Below are 19461 nucleotides of genomic sequence, written 5' to 3'. Positions count from 1 at the left end.
TCGGACTTATAGTGATACGGTTTTGCATGCGCCTACCCCAAGCGCCCCGCCGGCAGCGCAGCGAAAACCCCATTCTTTTTTCACTTTTTCAACCAGGAGACCCAACCCATGGCCTACGAAACCATTGAAGTGCGCACCGAAGCGGAAAAAGTCGGCATCATCACCCTCAACCGCCCAAAGGCCCTCAACGCCTTGAACGACCAGTTGATGACCGAGCTGGGCCAGGCGCTCAAGGCTTTTGACGCCGACGACAGCATTGGCTGCATCATCGTCACCGGCAGCGAAAAAGCCTTTGCCGCCGGCGCCGACATCACGGCCATGGCCAAGTACAACTTCATCGACGCCTACAAGGGCGACTTCATCACCCGCAACTGGGAAACCATCCGCAGCGTGCGCAAGCCCGTCATCGCCGCCGTCAGCGGCTATGCCCTGGGCGGCGGCTGTGAGCTGGCCATGATGTGCGACTTCATCATCGCCGCCGAAAACGCCAAGTTCGGCCAGCCCGAAATCAAGCTGGGCGTGATCGCTGGCGCAGGCGGCACGCAGCGCCTGCCGCGCGCCGTGGGCAAGGCCAAGGCCATGGACATGAACCTCACCGGCCGCATGATGGACGCGCAGGAAGCCGAGCGCTCCGGCCTGGTCAGCCGCGTGGTGCCCACCGACAAGCTGATGGAAGAAGCCTTGGGCGCAGCGCTGACCATTTGCAGCTACTCGCTCATCGCCGCCATCGCCGCCAAGGAAGCCGTCAACCGCGCCTTTGAAAGCGGTCTGTCCGACGGCGTGATGTTCGAGCGCCGCCTGTTCCACGCGCTGTTTGCCACGCAAGACCAGAAGGAAGGCATGGACGCCTTCGTCAACAAGCGCCCAGCGCAGTTCAAGAACCAATAAAAACCGCCACAGGCATCGCCTGCGATGCCTGTATTCCAAGCGCCCTCACCGAGCGCTTTTTCATGTGCTGCGCCAGGGGCAACAAAGGCGCATCTTGCCAGCGCTCACCAACGCCCGCAGGCCTGCAGTTGCGTCAGCAGGCCATCGCAAGCGTCCTCCACCAAATCCAGCACCTGCTCGAAACCCTCAGCCCCGCCATAGTAGGGATCCGGCACCTGCGTGACCCTATGCCTGCTGGCAAAAGCCGCCAGCCGCTGCAGCTTGTGGCGCTGCGCAGGCGGGCACAGCGCCTGGGCCAGGCGCTCATTGGCTGCATCCATCACCAGCACCAGATCAAACGCTGAAAAATCCCGCGCCTGCAGCTGCCGCGCACGCTGGCCGCTGAGGTCATAGCCACGTCGCAGCGCATGCTGCTGGGCGCGCGCATCGGGCGGCTCGCCCACGTGGTAATCGTGCGTGCCGGCCGAATCCACCTCGACCGCCTGCTGCAACCCAGCCGCTGCTACCTTGGCCTGCAACACGCCGTGGGCCGTTGGGCTGCGGCAAATATTGCCCATGCACACCATCAACACCCGCACAGCCTGCCCAGGCGGCAAATGCTGCAGGTGCTCCAGCACAGGGGGGCGAAGGGTCATGGCCATCTCCTCAAAAAAAACCGATTCCAACAATCCAGAAAATCTCTACCAAGGCCCGGCAGCGCAAAAATGTCGCGCGCGCAGCAGCAGCCCTGTCGTGCACGCCATGCTATCGGATGAGCAGGCCATGGTGCGGCGCATACAATCGCGCACTTTGCCGCCCTTCTACCGCAGCCGGCGCTTTGTCTTTAGCCCCTTTCACATGCCCCAGTCCGCCACATCCCCCATTGGTGTTTTCGACAGCGGCATTGGCGGCCTGAGTATTCTGCGGGCGCTGCGCCAAGCGCTGCCGCATGAGCGCTTCGTGTATTTCTCCGACGCCAGGCATGCGCCTTATGGCGAGCGCGACGATGCCTTCATCACGCAGCGCTGCATGCAGATCACGCAGCAATTGCTGGAGCAGGCGCGCATCAAGCTGCTGGTGGTGGCATGCAACACCGCCACGACCGTGGCCATCGGCCAGTTGCGCGAGCACTTTGCCGATTTGCCCATCATCGGCGTTGAGCCGGCCATCAAACCGGCCGTGCAGGCCAGCCGCAGCGGCCAGGTGGCGGTGCTGGCCACCGAGCGCACGCTGCGCAGCCGCAAGTACCAGGCGCTGCGGCAGCAGTGGGCCACGCAAGCGACTGTGCACGATGTACCCTGCCCAGGCTTGGCCGCAGCGATTGAGCAGGACAATACGGCACTGATCGACGCACTGTGCGCACGCTACATGGCGCAGGCGTTGCGCCCTGCGACTGAAGATGCGACGGAGACGGCAGTGGATTGCATCGTGCTGGGCTGCACTCACTACCCTCTGGCGGCTGCGGCGCTGCTGCGCCATGCGCCTGCGGGCGTGAGCCTGATCGACAGCGCGGCAGCTGTGGCCCAGCAAACGCAGCGCCGCCTGGCGCAGGCGCAGCTGCTGGCCAGCGCCGCCGCCCCCTGCCCTGCCTCGCCAGGCGAGCCTGCACCGGCCTGGCTGGAGCTGCGCAGCAACGGCGATTGGCAGTTCCTGCAGCGCCAGGCGGCACGGCATTTGCCGCCGCATTGAGCGAGCGCCTGTCCGGCCACGGCTGCGGCCATGACCATGCAACCATGACCATGCAAAAAAGCACAGCCCGCATTTGGCGGGCTGTGCAAATACCAGGCGTTTGCGCAAAAGCTCAGGGGCTGCTCGTGATCTCAATGCAGGTGGCGCGGGCGGCGTCCGCCGCCGTGGCCACCACCTGGGCCTGAGCCGCCGCGCGGCGGGCGGCCCAGCTCCAGTGAGCTGACCAGCGCATCGAAGCGCCCGGTGAACAGGCGGTCGATTTCCTGCACCACGCCGGTGAGCTCGCTGGCCTCGAAGTGCCGCTCCATCAGCGCCACCACATCCTGCACCAGCAGGTCTCGCTGGATTTGCATGATGGCCGAGGGCGTGGGGCCGACAAACAGCAGGAAAAAGTCATCGCGCGCTTCATCTTCGTGGGCGGGGCCGTCTTCCTCATCGGCCTCGTCGAACGCGCGGTCGTAGAAGGTCACTTCGATCACGCAACCGCGGTCGGCCAGGTCGTTGAGGTTCATGCAAACCTCGTCGATGACTTGGCGGAAGTCCTCGTCGCCGCGCACCGTCCAGCACATCTGCAGCGCGTGCTCGCGGGCGATGAATTCAATGCCCGGCTCTTCTTCGTAGTAGCCCACGGCCGCAGCCGCCAGCGAGCGCGCGCCGGCATAGCGCCACATGGGCTTGAGGGCTTCCTCGATGGCGGCAAAGCCCACATCGGGGCGCACGAAGACTTGTCCATGCACGTGGATTTCAAATGGGTAGTCGTTATCGTTGGTCATAGCAGGCCTTCGGTTCAAGTGCGCGGCAGCAGGCCCAGGCCCGCTGCGCCGCAGGGCTGACACTATAACGCGCCAGGCAAGGCCGCGATGCAGGGCGGGCCGTTTCGGCGCCGACTGGGCTTACTGCGGCGGCTGGCCCCACTGCGCGATCGCGTCGATGGCCAGGCCGTAGCCGGCTACGCCCAGGCCGCACATCACGGCCTTGGCCGCGCTGGCGATGTAGGAGTGATGGCGAAAGGGCTCGCGCGCGTGAACATTGCTGATGTGCAGCTCGATCAGCGGTACGCCCGTGCCCTTGATGGCGTCGTGCAGCGCGATGCTGGTGTGGGTGTAAGCGCCGGCGTTGAGCACCACGCCAGCCAGCATCCCTTGCTGATGCAAGCGCCCTGCTTCGTGGATCCAGTCGATCAGCGCGCCTTCGTGGTTGCTCTGGTGACAGCGCGCCTGCAAGCCATGCTGCGCGGCGCGCTGCTGGCACAGCGCCTCCACATCGGCCAGCGTCTGCTGACCATAGACCTGGGGCTCGCGCGTGCCCAGCAGGTTCAGGTTCGGACCGTTGAGGACGAAGACGATGCGGCGGGCTGCGGTGGTGTCGGTCATGGCGGACAAACGCTCAGGGGTTCAGGTCAAGGCTTGTTGGGGATGGAAGTGGGGTCGGGGCAACGAACGCCCTGCCAACCGGCAGGCTTTGAACAGGCTCTTAGAGCCTGTTCAAAATCTCGGCGCGAGTGGGCAAGAAGCGGCTTGGGATGGGCTGCAAGGCGCAAAACGCAGCCATAGCTGGGGCTATGGCGAGGCTTTGCAACGCAGCAGAGCGCCCAAATCCGCTCTCTTGACCGCCGTGCAAAGATTTTGAACAGGCTCTTAGAACCGGCGCAACCGGGCAATCAGGCTGGAAGTGTCCCAGCGCCCGCCGCCCAGGGCCTGCACGTCGGAATAGAACTGGTCCACCAGCGCCGTCACCGGAAGGTGGGCGCCATTGCGGCGGCCTTCGGCCAGCACCAGCCCGAGGTCCTTGCGCATCCAGTCCACGGCAAAGCCGAAGTCGAACTGGCCCTGGGCCATGGTCACGGCGCGGTTTTCCATCTGCCAGCTTTGCGCTGCGCCCTTGCTGATGACGTCGATGACCTTGGGAATGTCCAGCCCGGCCTGCTGGCCAAAGGCCACGGCTTCGGCCAGGCCCTGCACCAGGCCGGCAATGGCGATCTGGTTGACCATCTTGGTCAGCTGCCCGGCGCCAGCCGGGCCCATGAGCGTGAAGGCGCGCGAAAACGCCGCCGCTACGGGTGCGACGGCATCGAAGACGGCCTGCTGGCCACCGCACATGACGGTGAGCTGGCCATTTTGCGCCCCGGCCTGGCCGCCAGAGACAGGCGCATCAAGAAAGTGCAGCCCGCGCTGCTGCGCCAGCTGCGCCAGCTCGCGAGCCACATCGGCCGAGGCCGTGGTGTGGTCCACGTAGATCGCGCCAGCGGCCATGCCTTCGAAGGCGCCGTCGGGGCCGCTGGTGACGGCGCGCAGGTCGTCGTCGTTGCCCACGCAGCCCAGCACGATGTCGGCGCCCTGCGCCGCCTCGGCTGGTGTGGGCGCGTGGCGCAGCGGCTGCGCCAGGCCCAGGGCAGAGAACTCCTGCAGCCATTGCTCGGCCTTGCTGGCCGTGCGGTTGTAAACCGTCACCGCATGGCCGGCTGCAGCCAGGTGTCCGGCCATGGGGTAGCCCATGACGCCCAGGCCAATGAAGGCCAGGCGCTTGGGCGGGACGGGGTCATAGGTTCTGGGGCGGATCGATGCGCTCATTGCGGGAATCCATCTTGCAGGTCAAAGAAAAAAGGCCGCAGCGTGCGGCCATGGTGGCGTGCATGGGCGATCACACCACGGAGAGGTGTTCGGTGCCAGCGGCCAAGTCCTTGGTGCGCGCGCGCGTGCTGTGCAGCTTGATCTGCAGGCGCAGATCATTGAGCGAGTCGGCATTGCGCAGCGCATCTTCGTAGCTGATGACGTTGGCCTCGAACAGGTCGAACAGCGCCTGGTCGAAGGTCTGCATGCCCTGGTTGCGGCTGAGCTTCATGGCTTCCTTGATCTCAGCCACCTCGCCCTTGAAGATCAAATCGGCCACGCGCGGGGTGTTGAGCAGCACCTCGATCGCGGCGATGCGCCCCTTGCCATCCTGGCGCGGCACCAGGCGCTGCGACATGATGGCGCGCAGGTTCAGCGACACGTCCATCAGCAGCTGGGCGCGGCGCTCTTCAGGGAAGAAGTTGATGATGCGATCCATGGCCTGGTTGGAGCTGTTGGCGTGCAGCGTGGCCAGGCACAGGTGGCCGGTTTCGGCAAAGGCGATGGCGTGCTCCATGGTCTCGCGGTCGCGGATCTCACCCATGAGGATCACGTCCGGCGCCTGGCGCAACGAGTTCTTCAGCGCCACCTCCCAGTTGTCTGTGTCCAGGCCGATCTCGCGCTGGGTGATGACGCAGTTCTTGTGCGCGTGCACGAATTCCACCGGATCCTCGATGGTGACGATGTGGCCGTAGGAATGCTCGTTGCGCCAATCCACCATGGCTGCCAGCGAGGTGGATTTACCCGAGCCGGTGGCGCCCACCAAAATGCACAGGCCGCGCTTGCTCATGGCCACGTCCTTGAGGACCTGCGGCAGGCCCAGGCCGTCGATGGTGGGCACATTCAGCGGGATGACGCGCAGCACCAAGCCCACGTGGCCTTGCTGCACGAAGGCGTTGACGCGAAAGCGCCCCACGCCCGCGGGCGAGATGGCGAAGTTGGCCTCCTTGGTGCGCTCGAACTCGGCGGCCTGCTTGTCGCTCATGATGGAGCGCGCCAGCGCCAGCGTGTGCGCCGGCGTCAGCGGCTGTGGCGAGACCTTGGAGACCTTGCCGTCGACCTTGATGGCCGGCGGGAAGTCGGCGGTGATGAACAAATCGCTGCCATTGCGGCTGACCATCAGCCGCAGCAGGTCGTTGATGAATTTACTGGCCTGATCGCGTTCCATTGTCTTCTCCCTTGATGATCGGGCTGGGTCTGCGCCGCAGACCGCATGGGCCAGAGGGCCCGTTGTTCTTCATTTGAGCTTGGAGCTCACCGCGCGCAGCCGCACCGACAACTTGCGAGCCAGCAGCAGCACCAGACGGGCCGCCAACTGCGCTTGATTGTGCATCATTTCATCGAGCCCATCGCGCGTGAGCACGGCCAGCTCGCAGGGCGTGAGGCTGACGCAGGAGGAAAAGCGCAGCCCCTGATCGAGCAACGACATCTCGCCGATCAGGTCACCCACATGGGTCTCCGCCATGCGCACCGGCTGGCCATTGGGGCCTGCGCGCTCCACGGCCATCACGCCATTGAGCTGCACCATCATGTAGTCGCCATACTCGTCCTGCTGGATGATCTCGCGGTCGGCCGGCAGACTGTGGTATTCGAAGAAGTTGCCCAGCAGCGCCAGCTCCTGGCGGTTGAACGGCTGGCTGGGGCTTTGACGCGCCCAGGCGGCCTGCAACAAGGCAATGCCGCGCTCCTGACCGATGCGCCGCGCGCCCAGCTCCTGGGCTCTGGCGCTCCAGGGCACGATGACTTGCGCGCTGCCCGCATGCGGCAGGATCAGCGACTGAAACAGCACCGACTCCGACTCATTTGCCGACCTTGCCAGTTGCGCCGGCTCGGCCGGCTGCACCATCACAGCAGAGTGGCCATTGCCCCCGGTTGTCGACCATGGCATCGCGCCCTCGCTGCGCTCCCTCTCTTTTTTTCTATTGCCCCACCACACAGACCACTCTCCAGCCCATCAGACGGGGAAGTTTTCCGGCATCTTGGCCTTCAGGCGTGCGTCGCGTGCGCTGATGACGTTGCGGCGCACCAGCTCCACCAGGTTCTGGTCCAAGGTCTGCATGCCCTGGTTCTGGCTGGTCTGGATGGTCGAGTACATCTGCGCGACCTTGGCCTCGCGGATCAGGTTGCGGATCGCGGGCGTGCCCAGCATGATCTCATGCGCGGCCACACGCGAGCTGCCATCCTTGGTCTTGAGCAGCGTCTGCGAGATCACGGCCTCCAGCGATTCAGACAGCATGGAGCGCACCATCTCCTTTTCCTCGGCGGGGAAGACGTCGATCACGCGGTCGATGGTCTTGGCCGCGCTGGAGGTGTGCAGCGTGCCAAACACCAAGTGGCCGGTCTCGGCCGCCGTCAGGGCCAGGCGGATGGTCTCCAGGTCGCGCAATTCGCCCACCAGAATGGCGTCCGGGTCTTCGCGCAGCGCAGAGCGCAGCGCAGCCGTGAACGAGTGCGTCATCGGCCCGACTTCGCGTTGGTTGATCAGGCACTTCTTGCTCTCGTGCACGAATTCGATCGGGTCCTCCACCGTCAGGATGTGGCCGTACTCGCTCTCGTTGAGGTGGTTGATCATCGCCGCCAGCGTGGTGGACTTGCCAGAGCCGGTCGGCCCGGTCACCAGAATCAGGCCACGCGGCTTGAGCGCCAAATCGGCAAAGATGCGCGGCGCATTGAGCTGCTCCAGTGTCAGCACCTTGCTGGGAATGGTTCGGAACACCGCGGCCGCGCCACGGTTCTGGTTGAAGGCGTTGACGCGAAAGCGCGCCAAGCCGTCGATCTCGAACGAGAAGTCCACCTCCAGGAACTCCTCGTAGGTCTTGCGCTGGGCATCGCTCATGATGTCGTAGACCATCGAGAACACCGTGCGGTGATCCAGCGGCTCGACGTTGATGCGTCGCACGTCGCCGTTGACGCGAATCATCGGCGGCAGGCCCGCCGAGAGGTGCAAGTCCGATGCCTTGTTCTTGACGCTGAAGGCCAGCAATTGGGTGATGTCCACGTTTACATTTCCTATCAGTCGATACGATTGCAGGCGATTATCACCATTCGCGCCCCGCCTCACAACCGCCTGCCAAAGCACAATCCACAGCGTTGACGCCCAGCCCGGGCCGCACATTGCCTAGGGAAAGGGGGCCCGCCTGGCCTCATCCAATGCCTCGCCAAGCGGCGCAGGCGCAATTGATCACGTTGTTTACTCTGTCGCCAATTGCCAACGTTTGCGCTGCGGCGCTGCACACAGCGCAACAAAAACGGCCCCGCAGGGCCGTTTTTGACGAGGGATCAAGAGAGCAGATCAGTCTGCGTACTGGCCAGCAGCCTTGATCACAGCGCCCCATTTCTCGATTTCCGAAGCGACAAAGGCCTTGTGCTGCTCGGGATTGGTGCGCTCGTCTGTGGCCACAACCGCACCCAGATCGCTCTGGCGCTTGATGAACTCGGGATCCTTGAGCGCTTCCTTCAGGGCGGCGTTGAGCTTGCTCACCACCTCCTTGGGCGTGCCCTTGGGTGCATACAGACCGTGCCAGATCGTGACGTTGAAGTCCTTCAGGCCAGCCTCATCCAGCGTCGGCAGCTCCTTGTAGACCTCGCCTTCCAGGCGTTTGGGCGTGGTCACGGCAAAGGCCTTGACCTTCTTGGCCGAGACGTGCGGCGTGGTGTTGGTGGTCTGGTCGCACAGCAGGTCGATCTGGCCAGCCAACAGGTCGGCAATGGCCGGCGCGGTGCCGCCGTAGGGCACGGTCACCATCTGGATCTTGGTGGCATCCTGGAACATCAGGCCGCACAGGTGCGAGGCCGAACCCAGGCCAGCGTTGCCCAGGTTGACGCCATCCTTCTGGCTCTTGACCCAGCTCATCAGCTCGGAGTAGTTATTGGCCTCCAGCGTCGGGCGGCTGATCAGCGTCATCGGCACGTCATTGATGATGCCCAGGTACTCGAAGTCTTCCTTGACGTTGAAGGACAGCTTGCGATAGAGCGAAGGCACGGTGGACATGCTGATGTGCGCCACCAGCAGGGTGTGTCCATCGGGCTTGGCGCGTGCGGCTTTGGCCAGGCCAATGGTGCTGCCAGCGCCTGCGGCGTTGTCGATCACGATCGAGACATTGCCCAGGTGCTTGCGCAGTGCATCGGCGAAATCGCGCGCCACCTTGTCGGTGGGGCCGCCTGCGGAGAACGGAACGATGATGGTAATCGGCTTGCTGCCAGGATAGTCCTGCGCCTGAGCAGGTTGTGTCAAAGCCATGGCAGCCAGGCTGACGGGAAGCAGAGCCAATGCAGAGAGTCGACGAGCCATCTCACAGTCCTTTGATGAGAAACAGGGTCTTGGAAAAGGCGCCGATGCCTTGCACAGGCATCAGCGCCGACAGGGAATGTCGCATTGTAAATTGCATTTATTCACAATTAGGCCAGAGCAGCGCTGGCTTGTCACAATCGTTGCAGAAGCGTCAAGTTTCTGCCAAACCCGTCGAGAGTCGGCACTGAAACTTCAGCGCGGCGGACAGGGCTTTTGTTCTCAGAGCGTGTTACGCACGCTCTAAAGATGGCCCCAGACCAGCATGGCCTCGCGCGCGCCCACCTGCAACTGCACCTTGGCGCCCACGGGCAGGCAGACCTTGGTGAGCACGTGCCCGAAGGGCAAACCAGTCAGCACTGGCAGGCCGGTGCGCTCACGCAATGCGGCAACGATGCTGCCCAGGTGATAGCCGCGCTCGCGCGGGGCCGGCGGCGCCTCAGTGAAGTGGCCCAGCAGCAGCGCCTGTTGGCGCGCCAGAATGCCGGCCTGCTCCAGCTGCACCAGCATGCGCTCGACGCGGTACGGAGCCTCGCCCACATCTTCCAGAAACAGAATGCCGCCTTCGATGGCCGGCAGGTGCGGCGTGCCAATCAGCGAGGCCAGCACGGCCAGATTGCCGCCCCAAAGCGTGGCCTGGTCGATGTGCAGCCCTTGGTAGGCCGCAGCGCAGTCTTTGCCAATGCGCCAGCCTGTGCCCTCGGCAATGCCATAGGCCACGTCCTCGAAGCAGGCCTGGGTGATCTCATCGGGCGGCTCGGCAGTGCCGAAGTCGACGCACAGGCTGGCGCCGGCCCAGCTGCTGACGCCGGTGTGCGCCAGCAGCGCCAGCTGCAATGCCGTGAAGTCGCTAAAGCCCATGAACTGCGTGCCCTGGGCGATGGCGCGCGCCAGCAGCGCGTAATCAATGTGCGGCAACAGATGGTTCAGGCCGTAGCCGCCGCGGCTGATCAAGGCCACATCGGCGCCGCTGCGCGCCGCACGGTGCAGCGCGTCCAGGCGCTGGGCGTGCGTGCCGGCAAAGCGGCTGTCGCGCAACAGCGCGCCCTCATCGAGCGTGACGGCAAAGCCGGCCTTCTCCAAACGGCGCACGCCACGACGCAGCGCGGCACGGTCGCGCACGGCGCCGCTGGGCGAATACACATAGACCTGGCGGGCACGGTCAGGCACAGGCTCATGCCCGTCATGCTGGGCCTGGCAAGCACAGGTTGGGGTGCAGGGATGGGTGGCTGCAGGCATGTTCTCTCTGCAAGAGGCTATGGCTGGCCCGCAAGAATCACCGTGCACACAGGCCGCTGGATTGATGCGGGCCTTTCTCATCAAGGGGTGGGCCAGGGCTCAGCGTAAGCGCTGACCTGTGGGCGCGGCGGCGTGCTGGGCGTGTGCGGCGGCGTGCCCAGGTTCAGCAGGCCGAGGATGCGATCGCCCGGCTCGAAGCCCATGACGCGCTTGAGCAAATCGGGCAGCACCCCAGGCGCGGTGGACCAAAAGCCGTGAAAGCCCAGGAAGTGCGCAGCATTGAGCATGTTCATCACCGCTGCGCCGCAGGCCAGGGTTTGCTCGAAATCGGGCGCCTTGGGGTGCGGCACCTGCCGCTCGGCCAACACGATGACCACAGGCGCCGTGGTGAGCTTGGCGGTGAACTTGCCGTGCATGTCCTGCGCCTGCGGCGTTTGCGCCTCGGGGCAGGCCAACACCTGCTGCAGCAGCTGCTGGCGCTGCCCATCGCGCACGTATTTGAAGCGCCAAGGCATCAGGCCGGCGTGGTCGGGCGCGCACGCGGCCGCGCCGAGGATGCGCTGCAAGGTCTCCTCGTCCGGGCCGGGCTGGGCCAGCGGCCAGGCCGAGCGGCGCTGCAACATGCGCTGCAGCGCGGCATTGCCTGGCTGCTCGGGGGCACTGGTGGGTGACATGAAAATCCTTTCATTACAAGAACCTGTTCAACATCTCTGCACGGCTGGCAAGAGCGCGAATTGGGGTGGCCTGCTTGCGCTGCAGACGCCTGGCCATCGTTTCGGCTATGGCGGCGTGGGCTATGGCGGCGTGATATGCGCAAAGTGACGCCCAGCTGTCCATCCCCAGCCGCTTCTTGCCCGCGCGCACCGAGATTTTGAGCAGGCTCCAAGAGGGCCATCGGGTTGGCTGGGGCGGGCTGCGCCGCGACAAATCAAGGCATACTGCCTGCCCTTGCTGCGTCGGCTCGGGCCTGCCCACGTCGCTGGCGCGCAGCGCGGCTGGATGCCATGCCGTCTGCGCCCAACTCGTGAATAGGTCCCGAAGAAGCTGCGCGATCATACCGGCCCAAGCCCAAGCCCAAGCCCAAGCCCAAGCCCAAGCCCAAGCCCATGTGCCAAGCGCCATGCGGCTGCTGGCCAGTTTCTTCTCAAGGCCCATCATTGCCCGCCATGCCGCTCAACCCGCCCCACTTACCCGATTGCTCCCCCGCCCTGCCCTGCGGCCTGTTGGCTCGGGCCACTGCCGCCTGTAGATCCGGTCGCTGGCCCGATGGCTGGCGCTTGGCGCTGCTGTGTGGCTTGTTGGGGCTCATAGGGCTGCTGGCGGCCTGCAGCAGCAAGCCGCCGCCGGCGCAGTGGCAGGTGCGCTCGCTGGCCTCGGCCGAGCTGGCCCAGGCCGCCTACCTCGATGGCGACGAGCGCGTGGCGCAGCTGGAGTGGCAGCGCGCGCGCCAGCAGGTGGCGCGCACCGGCAGCCCAGAGGCACTGGCCCTGCTGGTGCTGCGCCAGTGCGCGATGCAAATGGCCAGCCTGGACTGGCAGCCTTGCGCCGATTTCACACCGCTGGCGCCGGGCGCTTCGGCCCAGGCGCGCGCCTATGCGGCCTATCTGGAAGGCCAGGCGCTGGATGAGGCGCAGCGCAACGCCCTGCCCGCGCCACAGCAGCGCATTGCCGCGCACCTGCAGATCGACGACGCCAGCCTGGGCGCGCTGCAGGCCATCGAAGATCCGCTCTCGCGCCTGCTGGCAGCGGCCTTGCTGCAGCGCCGCAGCGCTCAGGCCTCGCCCGAGCTGATGGCGCTGGCCATCGACACCGCCTCCGCTCAGGGCTGGCGCCGGCCGCTGCTGGCCTGGCTGCTGCGCCAGGCACAGTACGCACGCGCGCAGGGCTTGGACGAGCTGCTGGCACAAACCGAGCTGCGCATTGCCATCGTGCAGCGCCAGGGCGCGCTGGCCAGCCCCTCACCCCAAGCCACGGCGCCCGCAGCGGCAACGCCTGCCGGGCGCTGATCGCCTCCCTTTATCCCCCATCGCAACCGCCACGCGCACGGCGCATGGCCCACGGTGTTTTCCCCATGCAAATCGACATCCAAATCCTCGACCCCCGCCTGCACGAGCAACCGCCCGCCTACGCCACCCCTGGCAGCGCCGGGCTGGACCTGCGCGCCTGCCTGCAAGAGCCGCTGACGCTGGCGCCCGGCTCGCCAGCGGTGCTGGTGCCCACCGGGCTGGCCATGCACCTGCAGGACCCGGGCTATGCCGCGCTGATCCTGCCGCGCTCGGGGCTGGGCCACAAGCAAGGGCTGGTGCTGGGCAATCTGGTGGGGCTGATCGACAGCGATTACCAGGGTCAGCTGATGGTCAGCGCCTGGAACCGCGGCCAGCAGCCCATCGAGATCGCCCCGCTGGAGCGCATCGCGCAGCTGGTGATCGTGCCCGTGGTGCAGGCGCAGTTGCTCGTGGTCAAGCAATTTGCCCCCAGCAGCCGCGGCACTGGCGGCTACGGCTCCACGGGCACGCGCTGAACCGGGCTCGCCCCTCAAACCGGCATGGCGGCAAACTCGGCCACGCGCTGGGCGCGGTTGGCCGGGGTGATGGCCCAGCGCTGGCTGTCTTCGTATTCGAACTGCGCACCAAACCGGCCGTCGCTGCCCAAGCGCAGCAGGCAGGCCAGCCAGGGGCTGCCAGTGGGGCTGTCCTGGGCCATGGCCTGGGCCAATTGCTCAAGCAGCTCCAAAGTGTGGCCTCCGCGCGGCGCAACGGCATGGGCTTTGCCTTGGGCATCGAAGGCAAAGCCGCCCATGCCGCCGCAGCCGTCGTATTCGCCGATCAGGATCAGCTTGCTCCACTGCGGCGGCAGTTGGATTTCCTGCAAGGCGCTGCGCAGCACCTGGGTCAGCAAGTCCCCGGCCTGGGGCAGCAGTTCGTCGAAATGGCCCATGTCTCTCTCCTGAGCTGAAGGGTTTGCGCACGGTCTGAGAACCTGTTCAAAATCTCGGTGCGAGCGGGCAAGAAGCGGTTTGGGATGGGCTGCAAGGCGCAAAACACAGCCATAGCTGGGGCTATGGCGAGGCTTTGCAACGCGGCAGACCGCCCAAATCCGCTTGATTGCACACCGCGCAGGGATTTTGAACAGGTTCTAAGCGCGCGTGCCGCATCTTTGCACGACGCGCGCCAGCCTTGGCATTACCCGCCCGGCGGCGGCATGGCGGAAAACTCGGCGATGCGCTGCTCGATGTTGGCGGGCGTGATCTGCCAGCGTTGGGCGTCAGCGTATTCGAAGTCAGCATCGAATGGCCCATCGCTGCCGATGCGCAGCAGGCAGGACAACCAGAGGCGGCCCGGCTCAGCCGCGCCCGCCGCTGCGGCGTCGGCCTCGGCCATGGCCTGGGCCAGGCGCTTCATGGCACGCACGCTCTGGCCACGCGGCGCGACGGGGTGGGCCTGGCCTGCGGCATCGAAGCAAAAGCCGCTCATGCTGGCAAATCCCTGGCCACGCACGCCCACCAGGATGAGCCTGCGCCATTGCGGCGGCAGTGTCACTTCCTGCAAGGCGGCATGGCACAGTTGCCGCAGCAGTTCATCGCGCTCGCTCACTTCGCTCTCCTTTCAAGGTTTTGACAGGCAGCGGCTTTCATGCCCCCTCTGCGCATTGGCCAGAGAGGGGCATGCGCCTCAACGCTGCACCTGCGCCTTGTAGGCGCCGTAGCCCTGCTCCTCCATCTGCGCCAGTGGGATGAAGCGCAGGCTAGCGCCGTTGATGCAGTAGCGCAGGCCGCCCTTGTCGCGCGGGCCGTCGGGGAAGACGTGGCCCAGGTGCGAATCGGCCGTGCGGCTGCGCACTTCGACGCGGCGCATGTTGTAGCTCAGGTCTTCGTGCTCGGTGACGGCGGCCTGCTCGATGGGGCGGGTGAAGCTGGGCCAGCCGCAGCCGGAATCGAATTTGTCGGCCGAGCTGAACAGCGGCTCGCCGCTGACCACGTCCACATAGATGCCGGGCTCGAACAGGTGATCGTAGGCATGGCTGAAGGCGCGCTCGGTGCCGCTTTGCTGGGTGATGCGGTACTGCTCGGGCGTGAGCTGCTGGCGCAGCGCCGCGTCGTCGGGCTTGCGCCAGGCTTGCGCGTCAAAACCGGCGCCCTGGCTGCTGCCCTGGGCGGCCTGGGCCTGTTGGCCTTGCATGCGTTGCTGGCGGCCTTGCAGCGGCTCATCGGCCTTGCGGATGTCGATGTGGCAATAGCCGCCCGGGTTCTTCAGCAGGTAGTCCTGGTGGTACTCCTCGGCCGGGTGGAACTGGCGCAGCGGCAGGTTTTCCACCACCAGCGGCTGGCCGTATTTGCGCTGCTCGGCGGCCAGCGCGGCGGCAATGAGCGGTTGCTCGGCAGCGGCGGTGTAGTAGATGCCGGTGCGGTACTGCGTGCCGCGGTCGTTGCCCTGCCGGTTCAGGCTGGTGGGGTCGATGACGCGAAAGTAGTACTCCAGGATGTCTTCCAGGCTCAGGCGATCTGCGTCGTAGTCCACGCGCACGGTCTCGGCATGGCCGGTGCCGCGGTGGATCACGTCCTCATAGCTGGGCTTGTCGGTCTTGCCGTTGGCGTAGCCGGAGACGGCATCGACGACGCCGGGCACGCGCTGGAAGTAGGCCTCCAGGCCCCAGAAGCAGCCGCCGGCCAGGTAGATGGTTTTGCGATTCATGGTGTGCGCCTCCTGTGGTGCGGGGGATGGGGTGGGGCTGGCTGCCGCAGCGGCATCCAGCGGGGCCTGGGCATTGGTCAGCAGGGCCTGCAGTTGCGCTGCGTCCAGACTGCCGCGCACGCTGCGCAGCAGCTGGCCATCGGCATCGAACAAGGCCCAGGAAGGATAGACGCGGATGCCCAGCGCCTGGGTAATGCCGCCGCCGTGGTCCAGCAGCACGGGCAGCTGCGGGTATTCGAGCCGCGAGTACCAGCGCTCAAAGGCGCCGCTGGCCTTCTCGCCCAGGTGGCCGGGCGAGGCCAGGCTGACCAGGTTGACGTTGCCCAGCTGCCCGTCGCGCACCCAGTCGTTGGTCTGCTGCAATTCCGACAGGCACAGCGGGCACCAGCTGGCCCAGAACTTGACCAGCGTGGGCCGGCCCGGCTTCAGGTGCGCGCTGGCGGGCTGGCCGCGCACGTCCTGCAGCGCGCTCAGCGTCGCCCAGGCCGGCGCGGGCGCGGGCTTGTCGGCGCGCGCCAGCGGCAACAGCAGCAGCACGGCGGCAGCGATGGCTGCGGCAAGAAGGCACAGCGCCAGCCAGCCGCGCTGGCGCATTGCGTGTGATGGCATGGTTTCTCTCCTTTGCAGTCGATGGACACTGCCATAGTCGCGCCAGCGGCCCAAAACCTGACAACCTTGTGCGCGACGCGCCCAGCGCCCGGCCCAGCGCAGCTCAACGAACGGCGGGCTGCGCAGGCGTCGGGCGTGGCTGGCTGCGGCGCTGCTGCACCTGCTGGCTGTAGCGGATGATTTCCTTGGCCAGGGTCTCGCGGCCGACGCGGCGCGCAAAGTCCACCGCCGTCATGCCCAACTGGTTTTTCATCAGCGGATCGGCCCCTTCCTGCATCAACAGCCGCGCCACGGCATCGGTGCCGTATTGGGCGGCCATCATCAGCGGCGTGGTGCCGTTGGGCGATTGCGCGTCGATATAGGCGTGCTGCGCCAGCAGCAGCTCGGTGATGGCCACCTGGTGCGCCTCAGAGGTGCCCGAGGCGGCGTAGTGCAGCGGCGTCCACTGCGGCTTGTTGACGTGCGCGCCCTGGCGCACCAGCCGCGTGACAGCGTCGAGATTGCCCCGGATGGCGGCCATCATCAGCGGGCTTTCGTCGCGCGCATTGCGGTATTCGACGTTGGTGCTGCGCGAGCCCATCAGCGCATTGAAGACGTTCAGGCTCTCCAGCTGCAGTGCCAGCGTCATCGGCGTCTGGCCGCTGGCCGCATCGCGCACATTGGGGTTGGCGCCCTCGGCCAGCAGACGCTGCATGGCCGAGCCGTTGTCGCGCTTGACGGCGGTGAACAGGCGCTCGACGCCGGGCTCATTCTGGCGTGCGGCCTGCGTGGCCTTCGCGCCCGGCTGTTGGGGCTGCTGCGCCCAAGTGGCTTCTGGCGCGGCCAGCAGGCCCAGCGCCAGTGTGGCAGCCACGCCAGCCAGGGCCTGGGCCAGCGTGCGGCGTTGAAGGCCAGGGGTTTGCAGGGCTTGCTTCATGCGGCAGTCACTCCATGGAAAAGGCTGTGGAAATTTTCGCTGCTGACCTGACCAACCTCCTCGGCGCTGATGCCGCGCAGCGCAGCAATGCACTGCGCCACGTGCGGCACGTAGGCCGGGCTGTTGGTCTTGCCGCGGTGCGGCACCGGGGCCAGATACGGGCTGTCGGTCTCGATCAGCAAGCGATCGAGCGGCACGTAGCGCGCCACCTCCTGCACCTGCTTGGCGTTCTTGAAGGTGACGATGCCGGCAAAGGAGATGTAGTAGCCCAGCTCCAATACCTGGCGCGCGATGGCAACGTCCTCGACGAAGCAGTGAAACACACCGCCGGCCTGATTGCCGCGGCCATCCTCGCCCTCCTCGCGCAGGATCTCCAGCGTGGCCAGCGCCGAGTCGCGCGTGTGGATCACCAGCGGCTTGCGCAGCGCCCGCGCGGCGCGGATGTGCACGCGAAAGCGCTCGCGCTGCCAATGCATGTCGGCGATGCTGCGCCCGCCCTTGCGGCCGGGCATGTCGTAATAGTCCAGGCCCGTTTCGCCAATGCCCACGACCTTCTCGCGTCCGCCCAGGGCCAGCAGCGTGTCCAGATCGGGCTCGGCCACGCCCTCGTTGTCCGGGTGTACGCCCACCGTGCACCAGATGTTGGGGTGCTGCAGCGCCAGCGCATGCACGCGCTCAAATTCCTCCAGCGTGGTGCAGATGCATAGCGCCTTGTCCACCTGCGCGGCCTGCATGGCCTCGCGAATGGCAGGCAGCTGCGGGTACAGCTCGGGGAAGCTCAAATGGCAATGCGAATCGATGTACATGAAACAGAAATGGAAATACTGCCCGCGCCAGGGCAGCCAAACCGATTGATCAAGATGCAGCCGCTGCTTTCAACGCCAGGCAACGGAAAACCGGCCCATTCGGGCCGGTACTGCGCCGGGGCGATCAGGGTGGCGAGAGACCTCAAAACCTGTTCACACCGTGTGCGTGGGGCGGTCGGAGTTCAGCGCCGAGCCCAGGCGGTTCTCGATCTTGGTGCGCAACTCGGCCGATTTTTCGTCGGCCGGAAATCGCACGCCCACGCCTTGCGTACGCCCGCCCGAGGCCCCAGCCGGGGTGATCCAGGCCACGGTGCCGGCAATGGCGTACTTCTTGGGGTCATCGGGCAGCGTCAGCATGACGAAGATGCTGTCGCCCATCTGGTACTCGCGCTGCGTGGGCACAAAGATGCCGCCCTCCTTGAACAAAGGGATGTAGGAGGCATACAGCGCCGCCTTTTCCTTGATGTTGAGCTGGATCACGCTGGGGCGCGCGCTCTTGCTGGTGTCGTCTGCTGTGGCATTCATGGTGAAAAGGCGTGGTTCGATGGCAAGGAGCTGCCGCAGCAGCGGGCACGTCTGCGTGCATCAGGCGCGTAAGTTTAGGGCACTGCGCGCCTGCTCCACAAGCGCGGCCAGCATCAGCTCCTGCGCGTAGGGGTGTTCACTGGTGCGGGCGGCCTGCGTCAGCTCGGCCGACCAGCGCCCCAGGCGCTCGAAGGCGCGCTGACGCTGCGCTGCGGCGGCGCTTGCCTCCGCCGCCCCGGCCTGCGGCCCGGCCGCGGCCCAGCCTGGCAGGCAGGTGGCCAGAGCCGCGCGGCTGAAGTAGCGCGGCGCGGCGCCAGCCGCCAGGGCCATGGCGTCGTGGCAGATTTGCTGCAGCACGGCAATGGCCTGGCTGGGCGTGGCCTCGGCCAGCCAGCCGGGCCGGCCCTGGGCCAGCTGCCCGGGCAGGGCCAGCCACTGCTGAGCGTCGAAGCCCGCCTGCAGCAAGGCCAACGCATCCTGCGGACGGCCACCGGCCGCGGCCAGCGCAGCCTCGATCTGCTGCGGTGCCGCGCCCGAAGCGGCCAGCCATTGCTGCACCTGCTCGGTGGCGGGCCATTGCATCTTCCAGGCGTGGCAGCGGCTGCGAATGGTGGGCAGCAGCCGGTGCGCGGCCTGGCTGGCGAGCACGAAGCGGGTATTGCCTGGCGGCTCCTCCAGGGTTTTGAGCAGTGCGTTGGCCGTCACCAGGTTCATGTTCTCTGCCGGATAGACCAGCACCACCTTGCCACGGCCGCGCGCATCGGTGCGCTGGCTGAAGGTGATCATCTGGCGCATGGCCTCGACTCGGATCTCCCGACTGGGCTTGCGCTTGGCATCGCCCTCGGCCTCTGGAGTGGCCCAGCCCCATTGCAGCTGCAACGCCTCGGGCAGCAGCACCAGCAAATCCGGATGGGTGTGCACGGTCATGGCATGGCAGCTTTCGCACTGGCCACAGGCCGGCTGCAGCGCCGCGCCATTTTCTACAGGCTGGGCTTCGCACAACACGGCCTGCGCCCAGGCCAGGCCCAGCTCGAACTGCCCCAGGCCCGATGGCCCTTCGAGCAGCAGCGCATGGCCACTTTGGCGCAGCAGCGCCTGCAGCTGCGGCTGCAGCCAGGGCATGGGCGGTGCGACCGCCGGGGTGGGCGCTGCAGCGGTGGCGGTGGGTCGTTTGGCCATGGGTGCCTGCCTGGGTGCTGGGTCTGCGTTGGTGGTGCGCGCC

General features: G+C 66.2%; 22 protein-coding genes. 5 read left to right on the top strand and 17 right to left on the bottom strand.

Annotation, left to right across the window (positions count from 1 at the left end):
• Nucleotides 1-108: 108 nt before the first annotated feature.
• On the top strand, nt 109-888 hold the full coding sequence (locus CLI93_RS11800) for an enoyl-CoA hydratase (RefSeq protein ID WP_095540239.1): 780 nt from the start codon (nt 109-111) through the stop codon (nt 886-888).
• Nucleotides 889-992: 104 nt separating this feature from the next.
• Here the strand turns inward: CLI93_RS11800 and CLI93_RS11795 are convergent, their stop codons facing one another.
• Nucleotides 993-1523, bottom strand: coding sequence for a low molecular weight protein-tyrosine-phosphatase (locus CLI93_RS11795; protein ID WP_476726710.1), 531 nt, complete (start codon nt 1521-1523; stop codon nt 993-995).
• A 106-nt stretch (nt 1524-1629) separates the two neighbouring features.
• Between CLI93_RS11795 and murI the strand changes: the two genes are divergently transcribed.
• Nucleotides 1630-2556, top strand: a complete 927-nt coding sequence (murI, locus tag CLI93_RS11790; protein ID WP_238946634.1) for a glutamate racemase — start codon at nt 1630-1632, stop codon at nt 2554-2556.
• Nucleotides 2557-2687: 131 nt separating this feature from the next.
• On the opposite strand, the gene CLI93_RS11785 is transcribed toward murI, so the two are convergent.
• The 9 genes from CLI93_RS11785 to CLI93_RS11745 all read right to left on the bottom strand — a co-directional run bounded on the left by CLI93_RS11785 (nt 2688) and on the right by CLI93_RS11745 (nt 11366).
• Nucleotides 2688-3329 (bottom strand): DUF6806 family protein, encoded by a 642-nt coding sequence (locus CLI93_RS11785; protein ID WP_095542796.1) that lies wholly within the window; start codon nt 3327-3329, stop codon nt 2688-2690.
• Between the two features lie 120 nt (nt 3330-3449).
• Complete coding sequence (aroQ, locus tag CLI93_RS11780; protein WP_095542795.1) at nt 3450-3929, bottom strand: type II 3-dehydroquinate dehydratase; 480 nt, start codon at nt 3927-3929, stop codon at nt 3450-3452.
• Nucleotides 3930-4193: 264 nt separating this feature from the next.
• Entirely contained in the window at nt 4194-5126 is a 933-nt protein-coding gene (locus CLI93_RS11775; RefSeq protein ID WP_095542794.1) for an NAD(P)-dependent oxidoreductase, read from the bottom strand.
• Between the two features lie 70 nt (nt 5127-5196).
• Entirely contained in the window at nt 5197-6333 is a 1137-nt protein-coding gene (locus CLI93_RS11770) for a PilT/PilU family type 4a pilus ATPase (protein ID WP_095542793.1), read from the bottom strand.
• A gap of 69 nt (nt 6334-6402) precedes the next feature.
• Nucleotides 6403-7053, bottom strand: coding sequence for a cyclic nucleotide-binding domain-containing protein (locus CLI93_RS11765; RefSeq protein ID WP_095542792.1), 651 nt, complete (start codon nt 7051-7053; stop codon nt 6403-6405).
• Nucleotides 7054-7119: 66 nt separating this feature from the next.
• Nucleotides 7120-8163: a type IV pilus twitching motility protein PilT gene (locus CLI93_RS11760; protein WP_095542791.1), complete on the bottom strand. Its 1044-nt coding sequence runs from the start codon at nt 8161-8163 to the stop codon at nt 7120-7122.
• Nucleotides 8164-8457: 294 nt separating this feature from the next.
• Nucleotides 8458-9405 carry a tripartite tricarboxylate transporter substrate-binding protein gene (locus CLI93_RS11755; protein ID WP_238945856.1) on the bottom strand — a complete coding sequence of 316 codons (948 nt, stop codon included), beginning with the start codon at nt 9403-9405 and terminating at the stop codon, nt 8458-8460.
• A gap of 291 nt (nt 9406-9696) precedes the next feature.
• Complete coding sequence (locus CLI93_RS11750; protein WP_238945855.1) at nt 9697-10623, bottom strand: LD-carboxypeptidase; 927 nt, start codon at nt 10621-10623, stop codon at nt 9697-9699.
• A 149-nt stretch (nt 10624-10772) separates the two neighbouring features.
• On the bottom strand, nt 10773-11366 hold the full coding sequence (locus tag CLI93_RS11745; protein ID WP_095542788.1) for a nitroreductase family protein: 594 nt from the start codon (nt 11364-11366) through the stop codon (nt 10773-10775).
• Between CLI93_RS11745 and CLI93_RS15190 the strand changes: the two genes are divergently transcribed.
• The 3 genes from CLI93_RS15190 to dut all read left to right on the top strand — a co-directional run bounded on the left by CLI93_RS15190 (nt 11365) and on the right by dut (nt 13213).
• Nucleotides 11365-11514 carry a hypothetical protein gene (locus CLI93_RS15190; protein ID WP_172424298.1) on the top strand — a complete coding sequence of 50 codons (150 nt, stop codon included), beginning with the start codon at nt 11365-11367 and terminating at the stop codon, nt 11512-11514. The genes CLI93_RS11745 and CLI93_RS15190 overlap by 2 nt on opposite strands.
• 344 nt (nt 11515-11858) lie before the next feature.
• Complete coding sequence (locus CLI93_RS11735) at nt 11859-12698, top strand: hypothetical protein (protein ID WP_238945854.1); 840 nt, start codon at nt 11859-11861, stop codon at nt 12696-12698.
• 65 nt (nt 12699-12763) lie between these two features.
• Nucleotides 12764-13213: a dUTP diphosphatase gene (dut, locus tag CLI93_RS11730; RefSeq protein ID WP_095542785.1), complete on the top strand. Its 450-nt coding sequence runs from the start codon at nt 12764-12766 to the stop codon at nt 13211-13213.
• 14 nt (nt 13214-13227) lie between these two features.
• Here dut and CLI93_RS11725 read toward each other — a convergent pair whose 3' ends face one another.
• The 7 genes from CLI93_RS11725 to holB form a co-directional block, all read right to left on the bottom strand.
• Nucleotides 13228-13629, bottom strand: a complete 402-nt coding sequence (locus CLI93_RS11725) for a hypothetical protein (RefSeq protein ID WP_095542784.1) — start codon at nt 13627-13629, stop codon at nt 13228-13230.
• A gap of 245 nt (nt 13630-13874) precedes the next feature.
• Complete coding sequence (locus CLI93_RS11720; protein WP_095542783.1) at nt 13875-14285, bottom strand: hypothetical protein; 411 nt, start codon at nt 14283-14285, stop codon at nt 13875-13877.
• Between the two features lie 78 nt (nt 14286-14363).
• Nucleotides 14364-15992 carry a bifunctional peptide-methionine (S)-S-oxide reductase MsrA/peptide-methionine (R)-S-oxide reductase MsrB gene (msrAB, locus tag CLI93_RS11715; RefSeq protein ID WP_238945853.1) on the bottom strand — a complete coding sequence of 543 codons (1629 nt, stop codon included), beginning with the start codon at nt 15990-15992 and terminating at the stop codon, nt 14364-14366.
• A 103-nt stretch (nt 15993-16095) separates the two neighbouring features.
• Entirely contained in the window at nt 16096-16908 is an 813-nt protein-coding gene (locus tag CLI93_RS11710; protein WP_095542781.1) for an ankyrin repeat domain-containing protein, read from the bottom strand.
• Nucleotides 16905-17714 carry a TatD family hydrolase gene (locus CLI93_RS11705; protein ID WP_095542780.1) on the bottom strand — a complete coding sequence of 270 codons (810 nt, stop codon included), beginning with the start codon at nt 17712-17714 and terminating at the stop codon, nt 16905-16907. The genes CLI93_RS11710 and CLI93_RS11705 overlap by 4 nt, the downstream gene beginning before the upstream one ends.
• A 153-nt stretch (nt 17715-17867) precedes the next feature.
• The gene (locus tag CLI93_RS11700) at nt 17868-18239 is read right to left on the bottom strand and encodes a PilZ domain-containing protein (RefSeq protein WP_095542779.1); all 372 of its coding nucleotides are present in this window, start codon (nt 18237-18239) and stop codon (nt 17868-17870) included.
• A 60-nt stretch (nt 18240-18299) separates the two neighbouring features.
• The gene (gene holB, locus CLI93_RS11695; RefSeq protein WP_095995916.1) at nt 18300-19418 is read right to left on the bottom strand and encodes a DNA polymerase III subunit delta'; all 1119 of its coding nucleotides are present in this window, start codon (nt 19416-19418) and stop codon (nt 18300-18302) included.
• Between the last annotated feature and the right edge of the window lie 43 nt (nt 19419-19461).

The sequence above is a fragment of the Vandammella animalimorsus genome, assembly GCF_002288875.1.
Taxonomy (GTDB): domain Bacteria; phylum Pseudomonadota; class Gammaproteobacteria; order Burkholderiales; family Burkholderiaceae_C; genus Lampropedia; species Lampropedia animalimorsus.
Note: the sequence above shows the minus strand (reverse complement) of the source record. Positions and strands in the feature narration are given on the sequence as shown.